Genomic DNA, 24,760 nt, shown 5'->3' with positions numbered 1-24,760 from the left:
GTCAGATGACAGCCGCAAGACCCAGCGTAAATGCCAATGCTGTCACGGAGATAATCGTTTCACAGACAGTCCATGTCTTGAAGGTCTGGGTGACGGTCATGCCGAAATATTCCTTGACCAGCCAGAAACCGCCGTCGTTCACATGCGACAGGATCAGCGAACCCGCGCCCGTGGCAAGCACGAGCAATTCGGGACGCGCGCCGGTCGCCGTCGATGCCGCCGCTGCCGCTATGGGCGCAATGATGCCCGCTGCGGTCGCCATGGCGACGGTGGCGGAGCCGGTCGCAACGCGAATCAGCGCAGCCACGAGCCAAGCAAGGATCAAGAGGGGCACATGCGCGCCGGTCGCGACATCCACGATAGCCTTGGACGCGCCGCTGTCGATCAGGATACGGCCGAATCCCGCGCCCGCTCCCACCACGAGCGTGATACTTGCCGTGGGCGCGAGACACTCGTTGGTGAACTTGAGAATGGACTCCCGGTTGAAGCCGCGCGCGGAACCGAATGTATAAAAGCTGAGCAGCACCGCGAGCAGCAACGCCATGTCGGGATGGCCGATCAAACGCAAGACGTTGTTCACCGTGGACTGCGGCGGCGCGATCAGATCCGCCCAACTGCCAACCAGCATCAGCAGCACTGGCAACAGCACGGTCAGCAGCGTGATGCCGAAGCCCGGCAGTTTTTGTGTGGCGCGTGCCGCGTCCTGTTCGATGAACTGCTTCGCCATCGGATTCACGCCTTCCAGCACCACGAACTTCGCAATCAGCCTGGAAAACAAGGGGCCGGCGATGATGGCCGTGGGAATGCCGACTATCAGCGCATAGAAAATCGTATGCCCGATATCCGCGTTGTACGCGGTCACCGCCAGCAACGCGGCCGGATGTGGTGGAATCAGGCCATGCACGACGGAAAGACCCGCGACCATTGGAATGCCGACGCGGATCATCGACGTGCCGGTGCGCTGCGCGACGTTGAACGCGATCGGAATCAGCAACACGAAACCGACTTCAAAGAACACCGGCAAGCCGACAAGGAACGCGATACACATCATCGCCCAATGCACGTTCTTCGGGCCGAACAAATCGATCAACGTGCGCGCAATGCGTTCGGCGCCGCCGGACTCGGCCATCATCTTGCCGAGCATGGTGCCCAGTCCCACGACGATCGCAATGTGTCCGAGCGTGCCGCCCACGCCCGTCTCGAACGACTTGAGAATGGACGTCATCGGCATGCCGACGGCGAGCGCGAGCGCGACCGACACCACCATCAGCGTAATAAACGGATTGAGCTTGAAACGCGCGATCAGCACGACGAGCGCGATGATCGCGACCAGCGCGTAGACAAGTAACAGACTTCCCTGGACAGTCGCCATAGAGGCTCCAAGATATCGATCGTAGAGAAACCGGACCGTGCAAAGCGCACGGTCCGGCATACGGGATTAGAACTTGTGACGAATGCCCGCAACGGCCACGATCTGGCCGTTGTTGCTCGAAGGATTCGTGACGCCTTCAACCCATGCCTTGGCGCCCGATGAACGCTGGTAGATGCCGTTCAAATAAAGATCGGTGGTCTTCGACAGGAAATATTCGCCGCCCAGTGCAAGCTGGTTGTAGTGGGCGTTCGCTGCCGCGGCGGAGCTGCTGTTCTGGCTCGTATAGATATAGCCGAGCGACAGCAGCGTGGCCGGCGTGAACTGATAACGCACGCTCGCCTCGTAGTTGGCGAAGCGCAAGCTGCCGCCGGTCAGCAGGTCGAAGTGTGAATTCGTATAAAGCAGTGCGACGGTCGCGGGGCCGAACGCATACGCGCCGCCCGCACCCCACACCTGATTGCGCGCCACGTTGCTGATAATGGACGAACTGGTGCTGTAGTAGTTGTCCGATGGCGCCGCGCCCGCCGTGTTCGACGCGGGGTGATTGACGAGCGAGTAAGCAGCGTCGAGACGCACCGGCCCGGCGGCATAATCGGCGCCTACGCTCCACGCCCGGTTGTTCGCAAAGTCGCCCGCGGTGTTTGAAAACGCGTACATGGCGTTGGCGGTCAGACCGGCGAACGTCGGTGTGGTGTACTTGACCGCATTGCTCGTGCGATACGTGTTGTTCAGGTCGTCGTTGTCATAGATGGCGTTGCCGTACTGGCTGAGCGCGCCAACGCCGTTGATCTGCAGGTTCGACAAATAATCCTGCACGCTGTTGTATTGGCGTCCGAGCGTAATCGTACCCGCCTTGTCATTGCTCAACGCGACCCATGCACTGCGGCCGAAGATGCGTCCGCCCTGGCCCGACGCGCCCGATTCCAGGCTGAAACCATTCTCGAGCCTGAACGACGCCTTGTTGCCGCCGCCCAGGTCTTCAGTGCCGAGCAAGCCCCAGCGGGATCCTTGCACGTTGCCTTGCGTCGCCTGGTAGGCGCTGCTGCCTTTCTGGTTGTTGGTATAGGTAAAGCCTGCATCCACGATACCGTAGAGCGTCACGCCGCTTTGCGCAAAAGCGGTATGCGCGAAGCTTCCGGTCACGGCGACGGCAATCGCCGTGCGAAGAATCTGCTTGTGCATCTGGGTTTCCTCTGGTCGAAAGAAGGGCGTCCGTCGACGAATTTTTATTGTCTTCAACGGGCATAGGGATTACTAAACATGCAGGGCGAAGCAACGCCGGAAATTACTCCGGCGAAGCGGTCATACAAGAAAAGTCGTGCAGGAAAAGCTCAGTCAGGCCAGTTGCGGCGGCCCGAAAGACGTCGCGCATCGCGCTGATAAAACGGCGTAATCAACGGTTCCGGCGCGCGTTGCGCGCGCTCGAGTTCCGCGAGCAGGCGCTCAAGAACAACATGTTCCTGACCGGGATGCAAATTGCACGGATCGATGAAAAAGAAGTTCAGTTCGGCTTCGTGGTCACGAACGATCACGGGCATGCTGCCCGCCGGAGGATGCGAGAGCGCGTCGGCGAGATCCCACGCGCTGATACGCGCATTGCGTGGATCGATGGAAAGCTTCAGGCGATCGAGCGGATTGCCGGTCGGATCGGCATCGGTTTCTGCACGTATGCCCGGACGGCCGCTCAGTCCGGCGATCCACAGGTCCAGATAGCCGCGCTCGCGTGCGCGTGCCGCCGCATGATCGCGGTGCTGCCATTGTTCGAGCGCGGCGATCGCTCCCGCGATGCCTTCCTTGCCGACTTTCATGCCCCGCCCGATGCCGCCATTCTGGAAATACGCGGCACGCACGAGTGTTTTCCGGCCCGCCACGATCCCGGCCGTCAAGCCGCCAAGAAACTTGTGCGCCGAATACAGCACGAGATCGGCGCCGGCTGCAATGAAACGCGTGAGGTCGTATTCGGAGGCTGCATCGACAATGACCGGCACGCCCCTGGCATGCGCTTCGGCAATGAATTCCTCGACCTGGATCAGCCCGAACTGCACCGTGTGATGCGAGACCACGTATAGCGCCGCGGTCGTGCGTTCGGTGATGGTGGACGCCAGTTGATAGCCATGCGCTTCGGTCGCGGCGCCCACCGGCACAACGCGCGCGCCGGCGAGGCGGATCGCCTGGTCGATGGGTGCGCCATAATTGACGAGATGACCCGTCTGGATGACAACTTCGTTACGCATGCCGCTGGTATCCGGCAGGCGTTCGATCAGGCCGGCGTCGTCGCCCGTCATGGTCGCGGCGATGCCGAGGGTGATCGCTGCCGAACACGACGCCGTGACGTAGCCGCCTTCGCTGCCGCAAGCTCGAGCGATTGCGGCCGACGCCTTGCGCTGCAAGTCGTCGATCTCGACGAACTGCGGCAGGATCGAAGCCACGGCTTCAATCACCGGCGGCGCCACGATGGACGCGCCAAGACTCGTCATCGTGCCGTTCACATTGATGACGGGGCGCAGGCCTAGGCGAGAATAAAAATCCATCGTGCGGCTCCTGATGTTCCTTTATTATGGAACATATGTTGTAATTGTGTATTAGATTAGCATACGATTTCCCTGCGTCAACTAGACAAAAACAATCAGCCCTGAGGAGTGCAATGACTCGCAAGCCCCGTGATCCCGTGCAGGAACCTGACGCGAACGTGGCGCGAACCAGTCAGGATGTCGCCGCGCCGCGTACTCGCACCAGTGCGATCGACCGCGCGGTGCAGATCCTCGACGCCTTGCAGGAAGCCGGCCGGCCGACCACTGCGTATGAAATCGCGCGCAGTGTCGGCGCACCGCTTTCCACTGTGTATTCCATCATCAATGACCTGGTCGAGAAGAACCTGCTTGCACGTACGCCCGATGGCGCCATCTGGCTGGGCTCGCGCTTGTATGGTTATGGTTTGACGTATGCCAGTTCGCTCGATTACCTCGCGGTCGCGCACGAGGAAATGAACCGCCTCTCGGCGCAGGTTGGTGAAACCGTGCAGGTCTGCGGGCTCGAAGAGGGAATGATGGTCGTGCTGCAAATGGCGGAAGGACCGGGACATTTTCGCGTGACGTCGCGTGTGGGAAGCCGCGTGCCGCTCAATTGGACAGCATCCGGGCGATTGCTCGTGGGGCATTTGCCGGATGCCGAACGTGTTGCGTATTTCGCGCGGCATGCGAAATCGTCGCCTACCGCGCGCGCCGAAACGAGGCCCGATGTACTCGCACGCATGGCCCGCGAAGCGCTGGATGCGCGCTTGTCCATCCAGATCGGCGAATCGGATGCATCGGTTGCGTGCCTCGCTGCGCCCGTCCTCGATCAGGCTGGCGACTGCGTTTTCACCATTTCGATTGTGATGCCCGAGGCGAAAGCGCTTCAGAGTACTGAACAATTCGGCGATGAACTGAAGGTCGTCGCCGCACGCATAGAAACGCGCCTCGGCTGGCATCGCCGTGCATCGGAATCCGTGGCTTGAACGCCGGCGGTCCGGCTTTTTTCCCTTGTCTTCCCCACTGAAAGAGAACTGACGCAACATGGTATTTTCGACTGAGATGAACTGCTACGACCGACTGCGGGCTCGCGGATTGAAGCTTCAGGACGTGCCCGCGCCGATAGGCAACTTCACTCATTGCACACGCGAAGGCAACCTGCTGTTCTTGTCCGGGCAAGGGCCGCTCGACGACTCCGGCCGTTTGATGAAGGGCAAGGTCGGCAATGACGTCTCCACCGACGAAGCGTACAACCACGCGCAGCTTGTTGGCCTCAATCTGCTCTCCGTGCTGCATGCGGAACTGGGCGATCTCGGCCGCGTGACGCGCATCGTGAAGCTGCTCGGCATGGTCAACGCAACGCCGGATTTCGCCGACCATCCGCGCGTGATCAATGGCTGCTCGGATCTTTTCATCGACGTATTCGGCGAGGCTGGGCGGCATTCGCGTTCAGCTGTCGGCGTTGGATCCTTGCCGGGAAATATCACGGTGGAGATTGAAGCCATTGTCGCGGTTCGCGATTAGGCCGTCGTCTGCTGAAAGCACTGTATGGGTGTACAGTATCGACTTCATCTGCGGTTATCTCACCCATGCATGCCTTGTCATGGCGGCTGTCAAGCGAGCCGGATTGTTGAAGGGCGCACGGGTGGACGATCTAACTCATTGAACCGGTTAGGAAAAATTGGCATCCAACAACGCAATCCGCATTCGCGGCGCTCGCCAGCACAATCTCAAGAACATCGACCTGGACCTGTACACGGGCCAGATGACCGTGGTGACCGGTCCTTCGGGCTCCGGTAAATCGAGCCTCGTTTTCGATACCCTCTACGCCGAAGGCCAGCGCCGCTACGTCGAGACTTTCAGCGCGTATGCGCGGCAATTCCTGGACCGGATGGATCGTCCGCAGGTCGACCGCGTGGATGGCGTGCCGCCGGCCATTGCCATCGACCAGACGAATCCGGTGCGCAGTTCGCGCTCGACGGTCGGCACAATGACCGAGTTGAACGATCACCTCAAGCTGTTCTACGCACGCGCCGCCGAACTCTTCGATAAAAAGACCTCGCATCAGGTCCGGCATGACACGCCCGAAACCATCTACGTGGAATTGCTGGAGCGCACGAAGGCGAACGACCCGCGTATTGCGATTACCTTCCCCGTTGAGCTGCCGGAATCCGCGAGCGACGAAGAAGTCGCGCAGTGGCTTTCCGCAAGCGGCTATACGCGCGTGCAGGCGAAACGGCATCAGGACGGACGGCAGATGCTCGACGTCGTCGCCGACCGGTTCCGTTTGCAGAACACGGAACGCTCGCGAGCGCTCGAGGCCATCGAAGGTGCGTTGCTGCGCGGCACGGGGCGCGTGAACGTTTATGTGCTGCCGGAATCGGGCGAAGAAGCGCCTGAAAAAGCGGACGTTCCGACGTGGCGTTTTTCAACGGGCCTGCACAGCCCGGAGAGCGATATTCGCTACGCCGATCCACAACCCGCATTGTTCTCATTCAACTCGGCGTACGGCGCGTGCGAAACGTGCCGTGGTTTTGGCCGCGTGATCGGCGTGGATCTCGGCCTTGTGATTCCCGACGAGCGCAAGACCCTGCGCGGTGGCGCGATCAAGACGTTGCAGACACCCGCATGGCAGGAAAACCAGGACGACTTGTTGCGCTATGGCGCGAAGGCGGGTATTCGCCTTGGGGTGCCATGGAGTGAACTGACGCAGAAGGAGCGCGACTGGGTCATCAACGGCTCGCCGGACTGGACGGGCAAGTGGCAGAACCAGTGGTACGGCGTGCAGCGTTTCTTCGATTATCTCGAGTCGAAGGCTTACAAGATGCACATCCGCGTATTGCTGTCGAAATATCGCAGCTATACGAAGTGTCCGGTGTGCGAAGGCGCGCGGCTGAAAACCGAAGCGCTGCTATGGCGTCTCGGCACGAAGGAGCAGGCTGACGCCGTGCTGAATCCGGCTGACCGTTTCCTTCCGGCCGGCGTGGAATGGACGCGTCCGCAACTGGAAGCGCTGCCCGGGCTGACGCTGCATGACCTGATGCTGATGCCTATCGACCGGATTCGACGGTTCTTCGATTCGCTCACATTGCCGAGCACCTTGCTCGACGACGCGCTCAAGCTGCTGCACAACGAAGTCCGCACGCGACTGAAATATCTCTGCGATGTCGGCCTGGGTTATCTCACGCTGGATCGTCAGAGCAGAACGCTTTCGGGCGGCGAAGTGCAGCGGATCAACCTGACCACCGCGCTTGGCACGTCGCTCGTGAACACGCTGTTCGTGCTCGATGAACCGAGTATCGGCCTGCATCCGCGCGATCTGAACCGCATTGTGGAGGCCATGCACCGGTTGCGCGACGCGGGCAATACGCTCGTGGTCGTGGAGCACGATCCGTCGGTGATGCTCGCGGCGGATCGTCTTATCGACATGGGTCCGGGACCGGGCGAACGCGGCGGCTCGATTGTCTATGACGGTTCGCCGAACGACATCGAACACAGCGAAACACTCACCGGCGCGTATCTCGGCGGCCGCAAGCACGTGGCGCACGCGTCGAACTGGCAGCGCCGCGCGGTCGATGCAAAGACGCCGCGGCTCGTGCTCGAAGGCGCGACGGAGCACAACTTGCGCGACGTCACGGTCGAGATTCCGTTGCAGCGTCTGGTATGCGTGACGGGCGTATCGGGCTCGGGTAAATCGACGCTGATTCAGGACGTGCTCGCACCGGCCTTGCTGCGCCATTTCGGCAAGGCGACGGAAACGCCGGGTGCGTTCCGCGCGTTGCAGGGTGCCGACGCGCTGAGCGAAGTCATCTTCGTGGATCAATCGCCTATTGGACGCACGGCGCGTTCGAATCCGGCAAGCTACGTTGGCGCATTCGATGAAATCCGCAAGCTGTTCGCAAAGGCGCCGCTGGCAGCGCAGCGCGGCTACAGCGCGGGCATGTTCAGTTTCAACTCCGGCGACGGACGCTGTCCGACTTGCGGCGGGTCGGGCTTCGAGCACGTCGAGATGCAGTTCCTGAGCGACGTCTACTTGCGTTGCCCGGATTGCGATGGCCGGCGGTATCGGGCGGAAATCCTGGATGTGCAGATCGAGCGCGATGGACGCTCGCTGAGCGTCGCCGACGTGCTCGACCTGACTGTGAGCGAAGCCGTTGCGTGCTTTGCGCAGGACAAGGAAGTGCTGCGCGTGTTGCAGCCCATTGTGGACGTTGGACTCGAATACGTGAAGCTTGGGCAACCCGTCCCCACGCTCTCGGGCGGCGAAGCGCAACGCCTTAAATTAGCGGGATTCCTCGCGGAAACGGCGCAGGCGAGCGGCAACAAGCCGGGGCGCCTGTTCATGTTCGACGAACCGACGACCGGTCTGCATTTCGACGATATCGCCAAGCTGATGCAGGCGTTGAGACGGCTGCTCGAGCGTGGCCATTCGCTGATCGTGATCGAGCACAATCTCGATGTGATCCGCGCCGCCGACTGGATCATCGACCTGGGTCCAGAAGGCGGCGACGCCGGCGGCCTGGTGGTTTGCGTCGGCACGCCGGACGATGTTTCGGCATGCGAACAATCGCATACCGGCAAGGCTCTGCTCGATTATGAAGAAGCAATGGCGCCAGGCGCCGCGCAAAAGCGCGCTTCTGGCGTACCGTTACAACTCGCGGCTGAAGTTGCTGCCGCGCGGCGCGCGTTGCAGGGCGAGGACGTGGTGCGTATTGTCAATGCACGTGAACACAATCTGAAGTCGCTCGATGTGGATATCCCGCACGGCAAGTTCAACGTGATTACGGGCGTATCGGGTTCGGGCAAGTCCACGCTCGCCTTCGATATCCTCTTCCACGAAGGGCAGCGCCGTTATCTGGAATCGCTCAACGCGTATGCGCGTTCCATTGTGCAGCCGGCGGGACGGCCCGAAGTCGATGCCGTCTACGGCATTCCGCCGACCGTTGCCATCGAGCAGCGTTTATCGCGTGGCGGGCGCAAGAGCACGGTCGCCACCACGTCGGAAGTCTGGCATTTCCTGCGGCTTCTGTATGTGAAGCTCGGCATTCAGCATTGCATTCACGACGGCGCGCCGGTCACGGCGCAAAGCGCTGAATCGATCGTCGCGCAGATCCTGCGTGACTTCAAGGGCCAGCATATCGGCTTGCTTGCGCCGCTTGTCGTGAACCGCAAGGGAATCTATACAGACCTCGCAAAATGGGCAAAAACCCGCGGCCATACGCACTTGCGCGTGGATGGCGAGTTCCTGCCGGTCGACCCGTGGCCGAAGATCGACCGGTTCAGGGAGCACACCATCGAGTTGCCGGTTGGCGACCTGATTGTCAGCGTGAACGACGAAGCATCGCTCAGGAAGATGCTCGAGGACACGCTCGAACTCGGCAAGGGCGTGATGCATCTGCTCGCGCCGCTCGACGACCTGCATGGCGCGCTCAATGGCGGCAAGAAGGGCACGAAGCACGTCGGTGAAATCCGCGTGTTCTCGACCAAGCGCGCATGCCCGGTGTGCGGCACGAGCTACCCGGAACTCGATCCGCGCATGTTCTCGTACAACAGCAAGCATGGCTGGTGCCATACATGCGTGGGAACTGGCGTCAAGCTCACGCGCGAGCAGCGCGAGGCGTATGACGACACCTTGCTGTCCGAAGACGTTCGCGGCCGGGAACAGACGATTCCATCGGCGCAACAGGAGCCCGATGACGTCGGCGACCAGCCGTGCCCGGATTGCGAAGGCACGCGCCTGAACGAAGTCGCGCGCGCGGTGACGTTCGGTAATCAGCCGATCACGGAAGTCGGCCGATGGACGGTCAGCGCCACGCGCGGCTGGGTCAACAAACTGAAGCTCAAGGGGCGCGATGCGGATATTGCGCGCGACGTTGTCAGCGAAATCGAAGGACGCCTGCAATTCCTCGAAGAAGTTGGCCTCGGTTATTTGAGCCTCGACCGCGCGGCGCCCACGCTGTCCGGCGGCGAAGCGCAGCGCATCCGTCTCGCGGCGCAGCTCGGGAGCAACCTGCAGGGCGTGTGCTACGTGCTCGATGAACCGACGATCGGACTGCATCCGCGCGACAACAAGATTCTGCTCGACGCGCTCAAGAAGCTCGGCGACAAGGGCAATACGCTGGTTGTCGTGGAGCATGACGAGGACACTATTCGCCGCGCGGATCACATCATCGACATTGGTCCGGGTGCGGGCAAGCGCGGCGGCACGGTCGTGGCGCAAGGCGTGGTCGCCGACCTGTCGGCGCAGCCTGATTCGCTCACGGGCCAATATCTGGCGAACCCGATCCAGCATCCGCTGCAGCCGCGACGCGACGTAAAGACGGCAACCGCAAAACGCGCCGCCACGCCGGAAAACTGGCTCACGGTGCATGGCGCGACGTTGCACAATCTGCGCAACGTCACCGCGAGCATGCCGCTCGGACGCCTGATCGCCATCACCGGCGTGAGCGGTTCCGGCAAGTCGACGCTCGCTCGCGACGTGCTGATGACCAATCTGCTCGATGCCGTCGGGCGCTCGGTGTTGTCGTCGCCGGCTACCCGCCGCGCCCGCAAGACCGCGCAGGCCGATATGCCGGCGCGCAACCGTTCGAGCGTGTTGTCGCGTGAAGCGCCGCGTCCGAAATTCGATGTCACGCATCGTTGGCAAGGTTGCACGGAAGTGACCGGCTTCGAGACCATCGACCGGGTGCTCGAAGTCGACCAGACGCCGATCGGCAAGACGCCGCGTTCGTGCCCGGCTACTTACATCGGCATGTGGGACACCATCCGCAAGCTGTTCGCCGACACGCTCGAATCGCGCGCGCGCGGCTACACGCCGTCGCGTTTCTCGTTCAATACCGGCGAAGGACGCTGCCCGGCCTGCGAGGGCCAGGGCGTGCGCACCATCGCGATGAGTTTCCTGCCGGACGTGAAAGTGCCGTGCGACGTCTGCCACGGACAGCGCTTCAATCCCGAGACGCTGGCGGTGACGTGGCGCGGGAAGAACATCGGCGAAGTCCTGACCATGGAGATCGACGAAGCCGTCGAGTTCTTCTCGGCAATGCAGAGCATCGCGCATCCGCTGCAACTGATGAAGGATGTCGGGCTGGGCTATCTGACGCTTGGCCAGCCGTCGCCTACGTTGTCGGGCGGCGAGGCGCAGCGGATCAAGCTGGTGACGGAATTGTCGAAGGTGCGGGACGACATCGGCCGCCGTGGGCAGAAAGCGCCGCACACGTTGTACGTGCTCGATGAGCCCACCGTCGGGCTGCACATGGCCGACGTTGCAAAGCTGATTCGCGTGCTTCACAGGCTGGTGGACGGCGGCCATTCGGTGGTTGTGATCGAGCACGATCTGGACGTGATCGCCGAGGCCGACTGGGTCATCGATCTGGGACCGGAAGGCGGCACGGAAGGTGGATCGATCGTGGCATCGACCGATCCCGAGACGCTGTCCAGGAATCCGCGCAGCCACACCGGCGCGGCGCTGCGGCCGGTTCTGGAGCGTGGCACGGCAGTTCCGGCCGAGGAAGTTCAGTAACTTTTGTAGGGCAGGAACTTGCCCGATAAAACCACGTTGACCCGGTCCCCCTTGGGATCGGGTTCGCGCTGGATGTCCATCGAGAAGTCGATGGCGCTCATGATTCCATCGCCGAATTCCTCGTGGATCAGTTCCTTGATCGTCGTCCCGTAGACGTTCACGATCTCGTACCATCGGTAGATCAGCGGGTCGGTCGGAACGGCGGTTGGCAGCGAGCCTTTATAGGGCACAATCTGCAACCAGGCGACGGCTTCGTCGGAGAGATCGAAGCATGCGCCGACGACTTCGGCCTGCGCCTTGGAAAAGGTCATCTGCCCCAGGCAGCCGGCCGTCACCCATTCCTTGCTCAAGCCGACTTTCTCCGCCACGTCGGCCCATTTCAGCCCTTTGCTCACCTTGGCGGCGAGAATCATGCGAGTCACTTCGCTGCGATCGGAAATCATGTCTGTCACTCCTCGAGGGTTGCCTGAAGCGAGTGTATCGATCAATCGCGCGGCCGGCTGGCGGACAAAAATACTGCGGGAGGTTCAAGTCATGTCGAAGCCGGTCAGCGATCTCAACACATTGCTTGCATCGATGTCGCCGGAATTGCAGCCGGGCGTCTATGTGTATGCGAGCGTGCCGTTCGACATCGATTTATCCGGCCTGACGCCGGTCGCGACCTTTCGCGAGCGCGAAGGCCTGACGGTCATCGTGGAGGAAGCCGAGGCGTTGAAGGCGGGGTTCGAACCGCTGTTCCGCGCGGCCTGGATCACGTTGACCGTGCACTCGGATCTCCAGGCGGTCGGGCTGACGGCGGCGTTCGCGACCGCGCTCGGAAAGGCGAATGTCTGTTGCAACGTGGTCGCGGCGGCGTATCACGATCACGTGTTCGTGCCTGTCGAGTCGGCCAATGCCGCGATGGCCGCGTTGCGGCAACTTCAACGCGACGGGCTGTGAGATATCGCCTTTGCGCTGGTATGCTGGCGCCCTTATTCCACTGAACATCACCATCGAACCGCAATGGCAACGCAGGACAAAGCAGTCGCATTGAAGAAAATGAAATGGTTCGCCACCGGCCTGTTGCTGGCGGCGGCCGCGCTGTTCGTGCTCGCGAGAAGCCAGCACGAGGCGGGCGCCTGGGCATGGGTCGCGGCTTTTGCCGAAGCGGCCATGGTCGGCGCGCTGGCCGACTGGTTCGCGGTCGTTGCGCTGTTTCGTCATCCGCTCGGTTTGCCGATCCCGCACACGGCCATTCTTCCGGCGAACAAGGCCCGCGTCGCGGACAACCTCGCGGAATTCGTCCGGGATAAATTCCTCGGCACCGACGCGCTGGTCGCCCGCGTGAACACCTTCGATCCCGCGGGCCGTCTCGCCGTATGGCTTGCCGAACCGGCAAACGCGGCGCTGCTGGGCAAGAAGGCGGTCGCGGCGGCAAGCCAGATGCTTGAGTTCATCGACGACGAACGCGTCAAGTCGATGCTCCACGAAGCACTGCGCCGTCGCGCCGGACAGTTCGATCTGGCGGGCGCGGTCGGCGCTTTGCTGTCGACCATGACGGCGGATCGCCGCCATCAGATGCTGCTCGACGAAGGCCTGCGCGAACTCGCGCAATGGCTTGACCGCGAAGAAGTGCAGGGCATTCTCGCCGGGAAGATCATTGAAGTGGCCGGTGAGGAATATCCGAAACTGATCGGCATGCTGGGCTTTGTGGGCCTGAGCGCCGAAGACCTCGGCAACAAGTTTGCCGGCGGCTTGGTGCGTGGCGCGAACAAATGGCTGCATGACATCAGCGACGACCCGGAACACGAGCGACGCAAGGCGTTTGACCGCTCGGTGGAAGGGTTTATAGAGAGGCTGAAATCGGACCCGGCGTTTCGCGAGCGTATCGATCAGCACAAGCGCGAATGGCTCGAACGTCCGGAATTGCGCACCTACGTAAATGGCCTGTGGGACGAATTCAAGGACTGGCTGCGCCGCGATCTTTCCCAACCTGATTCCACCCTGAACAGGAAGGTGACGGGCGCGGCTTCGTCGTTTGCGTCAGCGTTGAGCGACGATCCCGCGCTGCGCGAATCGATCAACGAGCATATGCGCGACGCGCTTCGTTCGCTCGCGCCGGAACTGCGCGAGGGTATTGCCAGGCATATTGCTGCGACCGTACGCAACTGGGATGACGCCACGCTCGTGCGCGACGTGGAACTGAGCGTGGGCCGCGACCTGCAGTTCATCCGCGTGAACGGCACGCTGGTCGGCGGCTTGGTTGGCCTGATCATCCACGCCGTGTCCATGTTGATGGTTTAAGCTTTCGACCAGCAGTGCTCTGATTCTCCTTGACGAGACCGAACATGACGGACCCGAACGCCGCCTTGATCCAGCGTTTCTATGAAGCCTTCCAGCGTTGCGACGCTGAAGCGATGGCCGCTTGCTACGCGCCCGACATCGAATTCAGCGATCCCGTGTTCGGCATGCTGCGCGGCCGAGAAGCCTCCGACATGTGGCGCATGCTGCTCGCGCGGGCAGCCGAGTTTTCGCTGACCTTCGGCGACATCAAAACCATCGGGCAGACGGCGACGGCGAACTGGGTCGCGACCTATCGCTTTTCTCAGACCGGCCGCATGGTCGTGAACCGCATCAACGCGCGCTTCGTGATTCGCGACGGCCTGATTGTCGAACATCACGACAGCTTCGATCTCTGGGCCTGGAGCCGTCAGGCGCTGGGATTGAAGGGTTTGCTGCTTGGGTGGACGTCGCTCGTGCAAAACAGGATTCGGGCGCAGGCGGCGAAGGGTCTCAGAACATACCGGCAGCAACCGAAGACATGACGCGCATCGATTCTCCCGCTCGCGAAGGACGTCTCAACGACGAATGGCTCGAAGCCGAAGGGTTCGGCGGCTTCGCTTCCGGGACGGCGAGCACCGAGCGCACCCGCCGATACCACGCGTTGTTGCTAAGCGCCACGCAACCGCCCACGGGACGCATGGTGCTCGTGAACGGCGTGGAAGCGTGGCTGGAAGATGCATCGGGAAACACCCGCATTCCGCTTACCATGCAGCGCTATGGCGAAGGATCGGTGTGGCCGGACATATCGGCGAGCCTGCTTTCATTCGACACCGAACCGTGGCCCACATGGCGCTTCCAGATCGGCGACGCGCAGACACTCACGGCCGAGGTTCTTGTCGGGAAGGCGAGCGCGCGCACGGTGCTTCGCTGGCGGCTCGATAACGGCGCGCTGACGTTGAAAGTGCGGCCTTTGATGTCGGGCCGCGACTATCATGCGCTGCATCACGAGAATGCCGCGTTCAATTTCGACTACGTTCAAAGTGGCGATCAGATCCGCTGGCAAGCCTATGGCGATGTGCCCGCCGTGGTCGCGGCATCGAATGGATCGTATGTCCACGCGCCCGACTGGTATCGCAACTTCTGCTACACGGTCGAGCGCGAACGCGGCATGGATTTCAATGAAGACCTCGCGACACCCGGCGTTTTTTCCTTCGATTTATTGCGTGGGGATGCGGTGCTCGTGTTGAGTGCGAATGAGGGCGCGGCTGCAAGCGCTGAGGCAACCGCCACGCAAATTGCGGAGACCGAGCGAGCGCGCCGCGCGACTTTTTCCTCCACGCTTGAACGTTCCGCCGACAGCTACGTCGTGGCGCGAAACGAAGGCACCACCATCCTCGCGGGATTCCCATGGTTCACCGACTGGGGCCGCGACACGTTCATCGCAATGCGCGGCTTGTTGATTGCGTCGGGCCGTCTCGGCGACGCCGAATCGATCCTGCTCGAATGGTCCGGCACGATCTCGGAAGGCATGCTGCCCAACCGGTTTCCCGACAGCGGCGGCGCGCCGGAATACAACTCGGTCGATGCCTCGTTGTGGTTCGTGATCGCGGTTCACGACTATCTGGCAACGGGACACGCCGGCGAAAAAACAGTTGAGCGCTTGCGGCAGGCCGTGGATGCAATCCTCGACGGCTACACCAGCGGCACGCGTTATCAGATCGCCGCCGATCCCAAAGATGGCCTGCTGCGCGCCGGCGTTCCCGGCGTCCAACTGACGTGGATGGACGCGAAAGTGGCCGACTGGGTGGTGACGCCGCGCATCGGCAAGCCGGTTGAAGTGCAGGCGTTGTGGATCAATGCATTGCGCGTTGCCGCTGCGTGGAATCCGCGCAGAACCGAAGCGGCCACACGCGCGACGCACGCGTTTCAACAACGTTTCACCGACCCCGCCAGCGGCGCGCTTTACGACGTCGTGGACGTCGACCACGAATCCGGTGAAATCGATCATTCCGTTCGGCCGAACCAGCTTTTTGCGGTGGGCGGCTTGCCGTTTTCGTTGATCGACAACCCGGACAGCGCGCGTGCCATCGTCGACCAATGCGAGCAGCTTTTGCTTACGCCAATGGGCATGCGCACCTTGTCGCCGCAAGACCCCGCTTACAAGGGCCGATACACCGGCACGCCGCTCGAACGCGATGGCGCCTATCATCAGGGCACCGTATGGCCGTGGCTGCTTGGGGCCTTCGTGGAGGCATGGCTGCGCGTGCACGGCAATGACGCAGCGTGCAAGGCGCAGGCCCGCGAGCGCTTCCTGAAGCCGCTGCACGATCATTTGCACCGGGCGGGGCTCGATCATGTCTCGGAAGTCGCGGACGCCGATGCGCCGCATACGCCCGGGGGCACGCCGTTCCAGGCGTGGTCGCTCGGCGAACTGATGCGCATTGAACGCCTGCTTGTTACCGATACCTGACGATTAAAGACGATGCCGCGAGAAACGCGCTAGATTATCGGTCTTACTGTCACGCAAAACCAAAGGACGCACCATGCCGCCACTGCGCGCCACCAAGTCGCTCGATACCATCGAAGGATCGCGTCTTCATTCCACCGACTGTTCGCGCTGGCAACGCTGGGGTCCGTATCTCAGCGAGCGTCAATGGGGCACGGTGCGCGAGGATTACAGCGAGAACGGCACGGCCTGGGACTATTTTCCGCACGATCATGCGCGCAGCCGGGCATACCGATGGGGCGAGGACGGCATTGCGGGATTCAGCGACGACAAGCTCAACTGGTGCGTGTCGCTCGCCATGTGGAACGGTCGCGACGCCATCCTGAAAGAGCGTTTATTCGGTCTGACGAACGCGCAGGGCAATCACGGCGAGGACGTGAAGGAGATTTATTTCTACGTCGACGGCACGCCCACGCATTCCTATATGCGCATGCTGTACAAGTATCCGCACGCGGCTTTTCCCTATGACGATCTCGTTGCGGAAAACGGCCGGCGCGGCGCGGACATGCCCGAGTATGAAGTGCTCGATACAGGAGTCTTCGAGGACAACAAGTACTTCGATGTCCACATCGAATATGCAAAGCATACGCCCGAGGACATCGTGATGCGGGTGACGGTCGAGAACCGCGCGGATCATCCGGCGGTCATCGACCTGTTGCCGCAGATCTGGGCGCGCAACACATGGTCGTGGAAAAACGCGGAGAAGCCATCGCTGAAGTTGCAGTCCGATGCGAAAGGCACACGCGTGATCGCGCATTGCAACGGCCACGCGCCCATGGTCGTGACGGCGCAAGCGCGCGGCGCAACTGTCGACTGGGTGTTCTGCGAGAACGAGACCAACGTCAGGCGTCTTTTCAACTCAGAAGGCGCGGGACCGTTCAAGGACGGCTTCAACGATTACATCGTTCATGGCGAGGAAAACGCCATTCGCCGCGATGCCGGCACGCGCGCCGCTGCGCACGCGCATATTGAAGTGCCCGCGTATGGCCGCTCGATTATCACCCTGCGCTGGCGTCCCGAAGCCGATGCCGATACTGACCGCCAGCCGCTTGATATCGATGCACTGTTCGCCCGCCGCATTGCGGAAGCGGATGCGTTCTACGCTGGCCTGCAGCACGAAATGGACGACGCCGACCAGCGCCTCGTGCAGCGTCAGGCGCTTGCGGGCATGTTGTGGTCCAAGCAGTTTTATATGTTCGATATCACGCGCTGGATGGACGGCGACCCGTTGCAGCCTACGCCACCCGCTGGCCGCAAGCGTGGCCGCGACGCCGACTGGCGGCATTTGTGCAACGCGGACATTGTTTCCATGCCCGACAAATGGGAATACCCGTGGTATGCATCGTGGGATCTGGCCTTTCATGCAGCAGCGTTCGCACTGATTGATCCTGCGTTTGCAAAGCGCCAGTTGCTGCTGCTGGTCAAGGATCGCTACCAGCATCCGAACGGGCAATTGCCTGCTTACGAATGGGCTTTCGGCGACGCCAATCCGCCGGTCCACGCATGGGCCACATGGCGTGTCTACGAAATCGATCGCGCCATTACGGGCAAGACGGATCGCGACTTTCTCGAACTCGTTTTCCACAAGCTGCTGCTGAACTTCTCGTGGTGGGTGAACCGCAAGGACACCGATGGCCGCAACATTTTCCAGGGCGGTTTTCTCGGGCTGGATAACATTGGCATCTTCGACCGGTCGGCGCCGCTGCCAACGGGCGGCCGTATCGATCAATCGGATGGCACCGCGTGGATGGCCGCTTACGCGCTCGACCTGATGCGCATCGCGCTCGAACTTGCGGTCGCGAATCACGTTTTTGTCGATATCGGCGTGAAGTTCTTCGAGCATTTTCTGTACATAGCCGAAGCCGTCAGTTGCAGCGATACCTGCGAAACCGGTCTCTGGGACGAACGCGACGAGTTCTTCTACGACGTGCTGCAACTTCCCGACGGCACCAGCGTGCCGATGCGCATTCGCTCTATCGTGGGCCTGATTCCGTTGTTCGCAGTGCATGTGCTCGAAGAACATCTGCACGGTCACTTGCCTGGATTGCGCGATCGCCTCACATGGTTCCTCGAGCATCGTCCGGATCTGGCGAAGCTCGTGTCGCGATGGGACGAACCGGGCAAGGGCAATAGCCTGCTGCTTTCGGTGTTGCGCGGGCATCGCATGAAAGCGCTGCTCAGGCGCATGCTGGATGAAACCGAATTCCTCTCCGACTATGGCGTGCGCGCGTTGTCGCGGGTGCATCAGGACGAGCCGTTCGTGCTGCAGCATAACGGCGACCGTTTTTGCGTGAAGTATTTGCCCGCGGAATCGGATTCACGTGTGTTCGGCGGCAACTCGAACTGGCGCGGCCCGGTCTGGATGCCGGTCAACTATCTGCTGATCGAATCGCTGTACGAGTTTCATCGATATTACGGCGATGATTTTCGCGTGGAATATCCAACGGGATCGGGCGAAAAGCTTTCGCTGAGCGCAATCGCCGACGAACTCGCGAAGCGCCTGACACGCCTGTTCCTGAAGGACAAGAACGGCCGGCGTCCGGTGATGGCTGCGTACCCGCAATTGCAGGCGGATCCGCGTTCGGATGATCTCGTGCTGTTTCACGAGTATTTTCACGGCGACACGGGGCGCGGCGTGGGCGCGTCGCACCAGACCGGATGGAGCGGGCTGGTTGCATTGCTCCTGCAGCCGCGCGTGACCGACGTAGCGGGCAGCATGCCCGTTGGCGGCGCGGCTGTTCCTCAGGAAGCCGAGCTCGTGACGAAGTAGTTACTCGTTGCAGAGCATCAGCACTTTTTCGGCATCGGTGCAGGCGCGCCTGGGTGCGCGCTGTGTCACCGGCGGGGTGCTGGCCGATGCGGTCTTCTTGATGCACGCGCGCAAATGCTTTTCTATCGGCGGATAATATTTCCATCCCCGGCTCAAGGGCGGCAGTTCCAGCTTCACTTGCTTCCATTTCGGATGACCGTTGGCTTGCAGTTCATCGAAGTGAGTACAGAGCGAATCCGCGAACTGCGTCATTGCTCCAACCGTACCGCGCAGGTTGTAGTCGTAGGTCACGAGGAACGCCTTCACCGTCAGTGTCGGCGAGTCTTCCTTGATCCAGTTCGGATAGCTCGTCGTGCGGATCGTCGCCGGAAAATAGGTCTGCTCGGCGCGCGCCGTCTCGGGTACTGACGGATCGAGCTTGAGCAGCTTGATCTGGCTCAGCAACTCCGGATTCAGATCCTGAAAAAGCTTCGCCGGCTGACCCGCGACGATGATCGCCACGTCGAGCTTGCGAACGATCAGCTTGGCGAGCGCGTCCTCATTGCTGTAGTGCTGCGCCTGCGCTTCCGGAATAGGCTGGTTGAACATCAGCTTGTAGAGCGTGGTTGCCGATTGCGCGGTGCCGCTTCCGATCAGTCCCACGCTGATGTTCTTGTCCTTGATCTCGTGGATGTAGTTGATCGGCGAATCGGAACGGACCACGAAGTAGATCTCTTCGTTATAGAGCGGCATGATGAGGCGCAGCGGCTCAATGATCTTGCCCGCTTCGGCGTTGCCGGCTTTCGCCATATCCAGATAGGCCTGGTACACGTCCGATTGCACGAGCGCGAATTTCACGCCCGGCTCGTAACGCATGCGTTGCACGTTCTCGGCGGAGCCCTTCGACGCCAGCACGTCCAGGCTCATGTTGATGGGATCCGCGACCCATTTCGCCAGGTCCTGGCCGATCTGGATATAGGTGCCGCGTTCAGGTCCGGTGACGATCTTGTAATCGGCTTGCGCGTGGGCGCTGCCCACGAAGCCCGAGAGCCCGAGCAGGGCGACGAGCATGAGTACGGTCTTGCGCATGATGTCGTGTGAGTCTTTTTAATGTGTTTGGCTACGTTTATTGCACGCATTGATCAGTGTGGCTCGCGTCTCCTGGCACGGCCGTTTTGTCTCCTCCAGGTCTCCTTGTTTGATCGTGTACTTCTCGTATGCCGTGCGTCTCAGGTCTATTGCGATTGAGAAGGTGGCTTCTGCGATTGCCCCTTGGTCCAGCCGGATTCGAGGATCGCGCGCTCTTCGGCGTCGGGATCCGTGGTGTTGCGGACGGGCGCGGCCGAGGTGGACGGTATCGACGGCTGGACCACTGCCGCACGCACGGGAGTCGACTCGGTGACGGGCGCGGGCTGATTCGCGGTGCGAGACGTTGCGGTGTCCACCGACGGTGTACGGACGGCCGCCGGTGCGGCAGGTGACACAGCGCGTACGGTCGCCGCTTCCGGGCCATCGGGCATCGGAATGAATGTCGATGTTGAAGGCAAGGACGCTGGTTGAGACGCCGGCACATATCTGGATGAAGCCAGCGGCGCATGCGATCCCGTGCTCACACGCGTCGAGTCCGAGGCGACCGGCGCCGGTTGTGTAGTGGCTGTCACCGTGGCGGGCATGACGGGGATGGGACGCGATTGCACGGCAGGCGGCGGCACAACTTTTCGCGCAGGCGCGGGTATTGATGCCGTCGCGGCGCCGGGGTGTTGTCCCGCGACAAACGCGGGTGAAGTCGCCGTTGCCAGCGGCGTAGTTCCACCTGATTTCGGCGCAGCATGCGCCGTCGCGGGCGGCGTCTTGTTCAGCCAGCCCGAACGCGTGATCGCGTGCTCGACAAGCGTTTGTGCTTCGACATTGCTCGCATCGATTGCCAGCACGTCACGCGCATTCTGGCGCACGCATATCCACGAGCCCGTTGCCTCGCAACCGCGCGCTGTTTGCAGAAGGCTGTCGCGGGTGTGCTCCAGGCTCGCAAGCTCGGACTGGGTGCGCTGGATGTTGCCCGCGCCCAGTTGCGCCGCCGGAATCCTGGAGAAACGGCGGCGGGCGGTGCTCAGGTCGCCGCGTTCCATGGCGTCGCGCGTGGCCTGCAGATTGTCTATGGTCGCCGCCGGTATGGCTACGACCGTGGGCGCCGCGGCGGCCGGCGTCTGCGTCTGCGCTGCCGGTTTTGCCGGCGGTGCGGCCGCGAAACGGTTTACAGCCGCCGATTCCGGCGCGGACGCGCCTTGCGCTGCTTTCATATCGATGGCGCCATAGGCACTGTGACCGGTTGGCGCCGGCGTGCTTGTGCCTTCACGCTCGCCAGTTTGCGAATAAATCACGCCACCGGCGATCAATGCCAACATGACAGCGGCAAGCGTGATGCTCTTCGAGTTGTCCCAGCGATGCTCGCCGGTCCCGGCGAGTTCGGCTTCTTCAGGCAGACTGGGATAGGGCGAGGGCGCCGCCAGCGATCCCCGGCGCGCCACGAGCGGCAGGCGCAGTCCGTTTGAGAACGTTGCGGTCTTCCCGGCCACGATGGAGCCGCCGCCGTGATCGGCGCCGCAATGCGGGCATGTCTCGGCGTCGTCTGGCATGGAATTGCCGCAACGCATGCACGTCGCGGATTTGACAGAAGAGGGAAAGAAAAGACGGGCCATGCGAAAAACCTCCCGGGACACAAGGGTTGTCCATACCGCTTGCGCGTCCGGTTAATTCAGACGAATCGGCGCTCGTACGATGATATTGCTTCGGACTCCCTAGGCTGGACATGCGCCAAGCGAGCCGGAACCAATATGTGACATCTCCGCGATGCCGTCAACACATCGTCCATGACGTCGTCCATACGCGGCTGGCGCGCGAACACGGCCGGTAAATGCCCGTGCTGGCTTTGTCGCGCAAGGCGCGCATCGACATGTAAAAGCGACCTGCGGATTCGTCGTCAGCGAGCTAGGTTCTGTCCGATTACGCCGGCTCGGAGCAACGCCATGCGTTGCGCAGCACGCAAATGTGCGCGGTCAAAACTGGATTTTTTTTCAGAGGCATGCGCTGGAGGGGAAGGTGTAGACGTGCGCTCGTGGAGATTCCGCACACGAATGGATCGGCGTTCGGGGCAGCAGTCGACCGCCGCCCCGAAGCCTGGAACAACTTTATTTGCTCAACTGCAGCTTGCCGTCGATACGACGATTCAGGCCAAGCGGGTTTTCCGTCTTGAGCGCATCGGGTAACAGTGCATCGGGCATGTCCTGATAGCTCACTGGGCGCAGGAAACGATCGATGGCGAGACTGCCGACCGACGTGGAACGTCCATCGGCGGTGGATGGAAACGGACCGCCATGGACCATTGCGTGGCCCACTTCCACACCTGTGCCGAACCCGTTCACGAGAATCCGCCCCGTACGGCGTTCGAGTGCGGGCAGGATCTTGGCGGCATCGGCGTAGTCGGCTTCATCGATGTGCAGTGCTGCCGTCAACTGACCTTCCAGTTCTTCGATCAGATCGAACAGGGTGGCAAGGTCAGGGCAACGCACGATCAGCGAAGCCGCGCCGAAGATCTCTTCCTGCAATTCCGCGTTCGCGCGAAATGCTGCGGCAGTCGTCGAGAACAGCGCCGCTTGCCCCTGCGTTGCGCCCTTGGCTTCGCCGCCGCGCGCGAGCGTCTTGACATCGCTGTGTTCGGCCGTCTTGCCGAGCGCCGATACATACGCGCGGTGAATGCCCGGCGTCAGCATGGTCGCCGCGGGAATATCGGCGAGCGCGGCCGAGGTTGCTTGAATGAAAGCGTCGAGATCGGGTCCATCGACCGCGAGGACCAGTCCCGGGTTCGTGCAGAACTGACCGGCGCCCAGGGCGAGCGAGCTTGCGAACGCCTTGCCGATTGCCGCACCGCGATTCTTCAGCGCGTTCGGAAAAAGCAGGACAGGGTTGATGCTGCTCATTTCCGCGTAGACGGGGATGGGTTCGCGACGCGCGGCCGCGAGCTTCATCAGCGCCGTGCCGCCTCCGCGCGAGCCGGTGAAACCGACTGCCTTGATGCGCCGGTCCGACACCAGACCCTGGCCAATATCCCGGCCGCTATCGAAGAGAAGGGAGAACGTGCCTTCAGGCAAGCCGCAATCCGCGACCGCTTTTTGCACGGCCGCGCCGACCAGCGCCGACGTACCCGGATGCGCCGAGTGCGCCTTCGCGATCACGGGGCAACCTGCGGCGAATGCGGAAGCGGTGTCGCCGCCAGCCACCGAGAACGCCAGCGGAAAATTGCTCGCGCCGAATACGGCGACCGGACCGAGCGGCACGTAACGCAGGCGCAGGTCCACGCGCGGCAGCGGCTGACGCTGCGGCTGCGCCGGATCGATACGCACGCCAAGGAAATCGCCTTCACGCACGACTGCCGCGAACATGCGCAACTGGCCGACAGTCCGGCCGCGCTCGCCTTCAATGCGCCCACGCGGCAAGCCGCTTTCCGCGACACACCGCTCGATCAGCACATCGCCGATATCAAGGATGTTCTGCGCGATCGTTTCGAGGAATCTGGCGCGTGTCTCGAGCGGCAATTCGCGATACACATCCGACGCTGCCCAGGCAAGCGCGCATGCGTCTTCAAGCTGCGCCAGCGTCGCGCCACCAAAGGCCGGGGCGAGCGGTTCACCGGTGGCCGCATCGACGCCCTTGATCGCGCCGTTCGTGCCGTGAACACTCTGTTTGCCGATCAACAGATCGCTGGAAATTTCCATGATGATTCGAATCCTTGGATAGTGTCAGTGTGTAAAGAGGCGTGGATGCATGCGTCATTTGCCCCAGCTCAGGACGAGCGGGTCGAGCCGGCGTGCGACTTTAAGAAGGCCGGCGCGCGTGGCGGGGTGCATCGGCGCGAATGGGTGGCGCGTTGCGTCCGAACGGATCACGCCGCCTTCCATCATCAGCGTCTTGCAGGCTGCAAGGCCGCACTGGCGGTTTTCGTAATTGATCAGTGGTAGCCACTGCTCGTAAAGGTCGGCGGCGCGTTCCGTGTCGCCGGCCGTGTACGCATCGACAATCTTGCGGATACCGTCCGGATAGCCGCCGCCGGTCATTGCGCCGGTTGCGCCTGCATCGAAATCCGGGATCAATGTGATCGCTTCCTCGCCATCCCACGGGCCCACGACCGCGTCGCCGCCGAGTTCGATCAGTTCACGCAGCTTGGATGCCGCCTGCGCCGTCTCGATCTTGAAGTACGAGACGTTCTGCACTTCCTTCGCGAGCTTGGCAAGGAAGGGCGCAGAGAGCGGCGTGCCGGCGACGGGCGCATCCTGAATCATGATCGGGATATCGATTGCGTCTGAAACCCGGTCAAAGAATTCGTAAATGCCGCGCTCGCCCACGCGGATGGTCGCGCCGTGATATGGCGGCATGACCATGACCATCGCGGCGCCCGCGTCCTGCGCCGCGCGGCTGCGGGCCGCGCAGACGTCGCTGCTGAAATGGGTGGTCGTCACGATCACCGGCACGCGGCCGGCCACGTGTTCGAGCACCGTTTTCTGCACGGCGGCGCGTTCGTCGTCGGTGAGGGCGAACTGCTCGGAGAAATTGGCGAGGATGCATAGGCCGTGCGATCCGGCGTCGATCATGAAATCGATCGCGCGGCGCTGGCCGTTCAAATCAAGCCGTCCGGCGGAATCGAAGACGGTGGGCGCGACCGGGAACACGCCGCGATAGATCGGTTGGGTCATGAAAGTCTCCAATTCTGATTTGGGGCCACTATAGGGCGAGCGTGCTGGCGTTGTATAGTGAAACCTTTCCATCTCGTGATCGCTTTCGCGACTCACCC

At 62.0% G+C, this 24,760-nt stretch carries 16 protein-coding genes; 8 read left to right on the top strand and 8 right to left on the bottom strand.

Annotated features, from left to right (window positions below; translation table 11 throughout):
• Window position 1: 1 nt before the first annotated feature.
• The 3 genes from AWB64_RS17400 to AWB64_RS17390 all read right to left on the bottom strand — a co-directional run bounded on the left by AWB64_RS17400 (window position 2) and on the right by AWB64_RS17390 (window position 3,903).
• On the bottom strand, window positions 2-1,372 hold the full coding sequence (locus AWB64_RS17400) for a GntT/GntP/DsdX family permease (RefSeq protein WP_060856678.1): 1,371 nt from the start codon (window positions 1,370-1,372) through the stop codon (window positions 2-4).
• A 66-nt stretch (window positions 1,373-1,438) separates the two neighbouring features.
• Window positions 1,439-2,554: a porin gene (locus AWB64_RS17395; RefSeq protein WP_060856677.1), complete on the bottom strand. Its 1,116-nt coding sequence runs from the start codon at window positions 2,552-2,554 to the stop codon at window positions 1,439-1,441.
• A gap of 149 nt (window positions 2,555-2,703) precedes the next feature.
• Window positions 2,704-3,903: an aminotransferase class V-fold PLP-dependent enzyme gene (locus AWB64_RS17390; RefSeq protein WP_060856676.1), complete on the bottom strand. Its 1,200-nt coding sequence runs from the start codon at window positions 3,901-3,903 to the stop codon at window positions 2,704-2,706.
• Between the two features lie 113 nt (window positions 3,904-4,016).
• On the opposite strand from AWB64_RS17390, the gene AWB64_RS17385 reads away from it, so the two are divergent.
• The 3 genes from AWB64_RS17385 to uvrA all read left to right on the top strand — a co-directional run bounded on the left by AWB64_RS17385 (window position 4,017) and on the right by uvrA (window position 11,401).
• Complete coding sequence (locus AWB64_RS17385) at window positions 4,017-4,868, top strand: IclR family transcriptional regulator (RefSeq protein ID WP_082850523.1); 852 nt, start codon at window positions 4,017-4,019, stop codon at window positions 4,866-4,868.
• A 76-nt stretch (window positions 4,869-4,944) separates the two neighbouring features.
• The gene (locus AWB64_RS17380) at window positions 4,945-5,406 is read left to right on the top strand and encodes a RidA family protein (protein WP_060856751.1); all 462 of its coding nucleotides are present in this window, start codon (window positions 4,945-4,947) and stop codon (window positions 5,404-5,406) included.
• Between the two features lie 157 nt (window positions 5,407-5,563).
• Entirely contained in the window at window positions 5,564-11,401 is a 5,838-nt protein-coding gene (gene uvrA / locus AWB64_RS17375; protein ID WP_060856675.1) for an excinuclease ABC subunit UvrA, read from the top strand.
• Here uvrA and cynS read toward each other — a convergent pair.
• A complete protein-coding gene (gene cynS, locus AWB64_RS17370; RefSeq protein ID WP_060856674.1) occupies window positions 11,395-11,844 on the bottom strand; it encodes a cyanase in 450 nt (149 codons plus the stop codon). The two genes, uvrA and cynS, sit on opposite strands and share 7 nt — an antisense overlap.
• 91 nt (window positions 11,845-11,935) lie before the next feature.
• Here cynS and AWB64_RS17365 point away from each other — a divergent pair, with 91 nt between their 5' ends.
• The 5 genes from AWB64_RS17365 to AWB64_RS17345 all read left to right on the top strand — a co-directional run bounded on the left by AWB64_RS17365 (window position 11,936) and on the right by AWB64_RS17345 (window position 18,939).
• On the top strand, window positions 11,936-12,340 hold the full coding sequence (locus AWB64_RS17365; RefSeq protein ID WP_060856673.1) for an ACT domain-containing protein: 405 nt from the start codon (window positions 11,936-11,938) through the stop codon (window positions 12,338-12,340).
• A 63-nt stretch (window positions 12,341-12,403) separates the two neighbouring features.
• The gene (locus AWB64_RS17360; protein WP_060856672.1) at window positions 12,404-13,684 is read left to right on the top strand and encodes a DUF445 domain-containing protein; all 1,281 of its coding nucleotides are present in this window, start codon (window positions 12,404-12,406) and stop codon (window positions 13,682-13,684) included.
• A gap of 44 nt (window positions 13,685-13,728) precedes the next feature.
• Window positions 13,729-14,205 carry a nuclear transport factor 2 family protein gene (locus tag AWB64_RS17355; protein ID WP_060856671.1) on the top strand — a complete coding sequence of 159 codons (477 nt, stop codon included), beginning with the start codon at window positions 13,729-13,731 and terminating at the stop codon, window positions 14,203-14,205.
• The gene (locus AWB64_RS17350; protein WP_060856670.1) at window positions 14,202-16,133 is read left to right on the top strand and encodes an amylo-alpha-1,6-glucosidase; all 1,932 of its coding nucleotides are present in this window, start codon (window positions 14,202-14,204) and stop codon (window positions 16,131-16,133) included. Before AWB64_RS17355 ends, AWB64_RS17350 begins: the two co-directional genes overlap by 4 nt.
• A 73-nt stretch (window positions 16,134-16,206) precedes the next feature.
• Window positions 16,207-18,939: an MGH1-like glycoside hydrolase domain-containing protein gene (locus AWB64_RS17345; protein ID WP_060856669.1), complete on the top strand. Its 2,733-nt coding sequence runs from the start codon at window positions 16,207-16,209 to the stop codon at window positions 18,937-18,939.
• Here AWB64_RS17345 and AWB64_RS17340 read toward each other — a convergent pair whose 3' ends face one another.
• The 4 genes from AWB64_RS17340 to AWB64_RS17325 form a co-directional block, all read right to left on the bottom strand.
• Window positions 18,940-20,007, bottom strand: a complete 1,068-nt coding sequence (locus tag AWB64_RS17340) for a TAXI family TRAP transporter solute-binding subunit (RefSeq protein ID WP_060856668.1) — start codon at window positions 20,005-20,007, stop codon at window positions 18,940-18,942. It lies immediately after the preceding gene.
• A 146-nt stretch (window positions 20,008-20,153) separates the two neighbouring features.
• A complete protein-coding gene (locus AWB64_RS17335; protein WP_167353925.1) occupies window positions 20,154-21,551 on the bottom strand; it encodes a hypothetical protein in 1,398 nt (465 codons plus the stop codon).
• A gap of 552 nt (window positions 21,552-22,103) precedes the next feature.
• Window positions 22,104-23,687: an aldehyde dehydrogenase (NADP(+)) gene (locus AWB64_RS17330; protein ID WP_060856666.1), complete on the bottom strand. Its 1,584-nt coding sequence runs from the start codon at window positions 23,685-23,687 to the stop codon at window positions 22,104-22,106.
• Between the two features lie 54 nt (window positions 23,688-23,741).
• Window positions 23,742-24,662, bottom strand: coding sequence for a dihydrodipicolinate synthase family protein (locus AWB64_RS17325; protein WP_060856665.1), 921 nt, complete (start codon window positions 24,660-24,662; stop codon window positions 23,742-23,744).
• Window positions 24,663-24,760 lie beyond the last annotated feature (98 nt).

This window comes from Caballeronia sordidicola, from assembly GCF_001544455.2.
GTDB classification, from domain to species: Bacteria; Pseudomonadota; Gammaproteobacteria; order Burkholderiales; family Burkholderiaceae; genus Caballeronia; species Caballeronia sordidicola.
The sequence above is the reverse complement of the archived record's forward strand: the minus strand, read 5'-3'. Positions and strand labels throughout refer to the sequence as shown.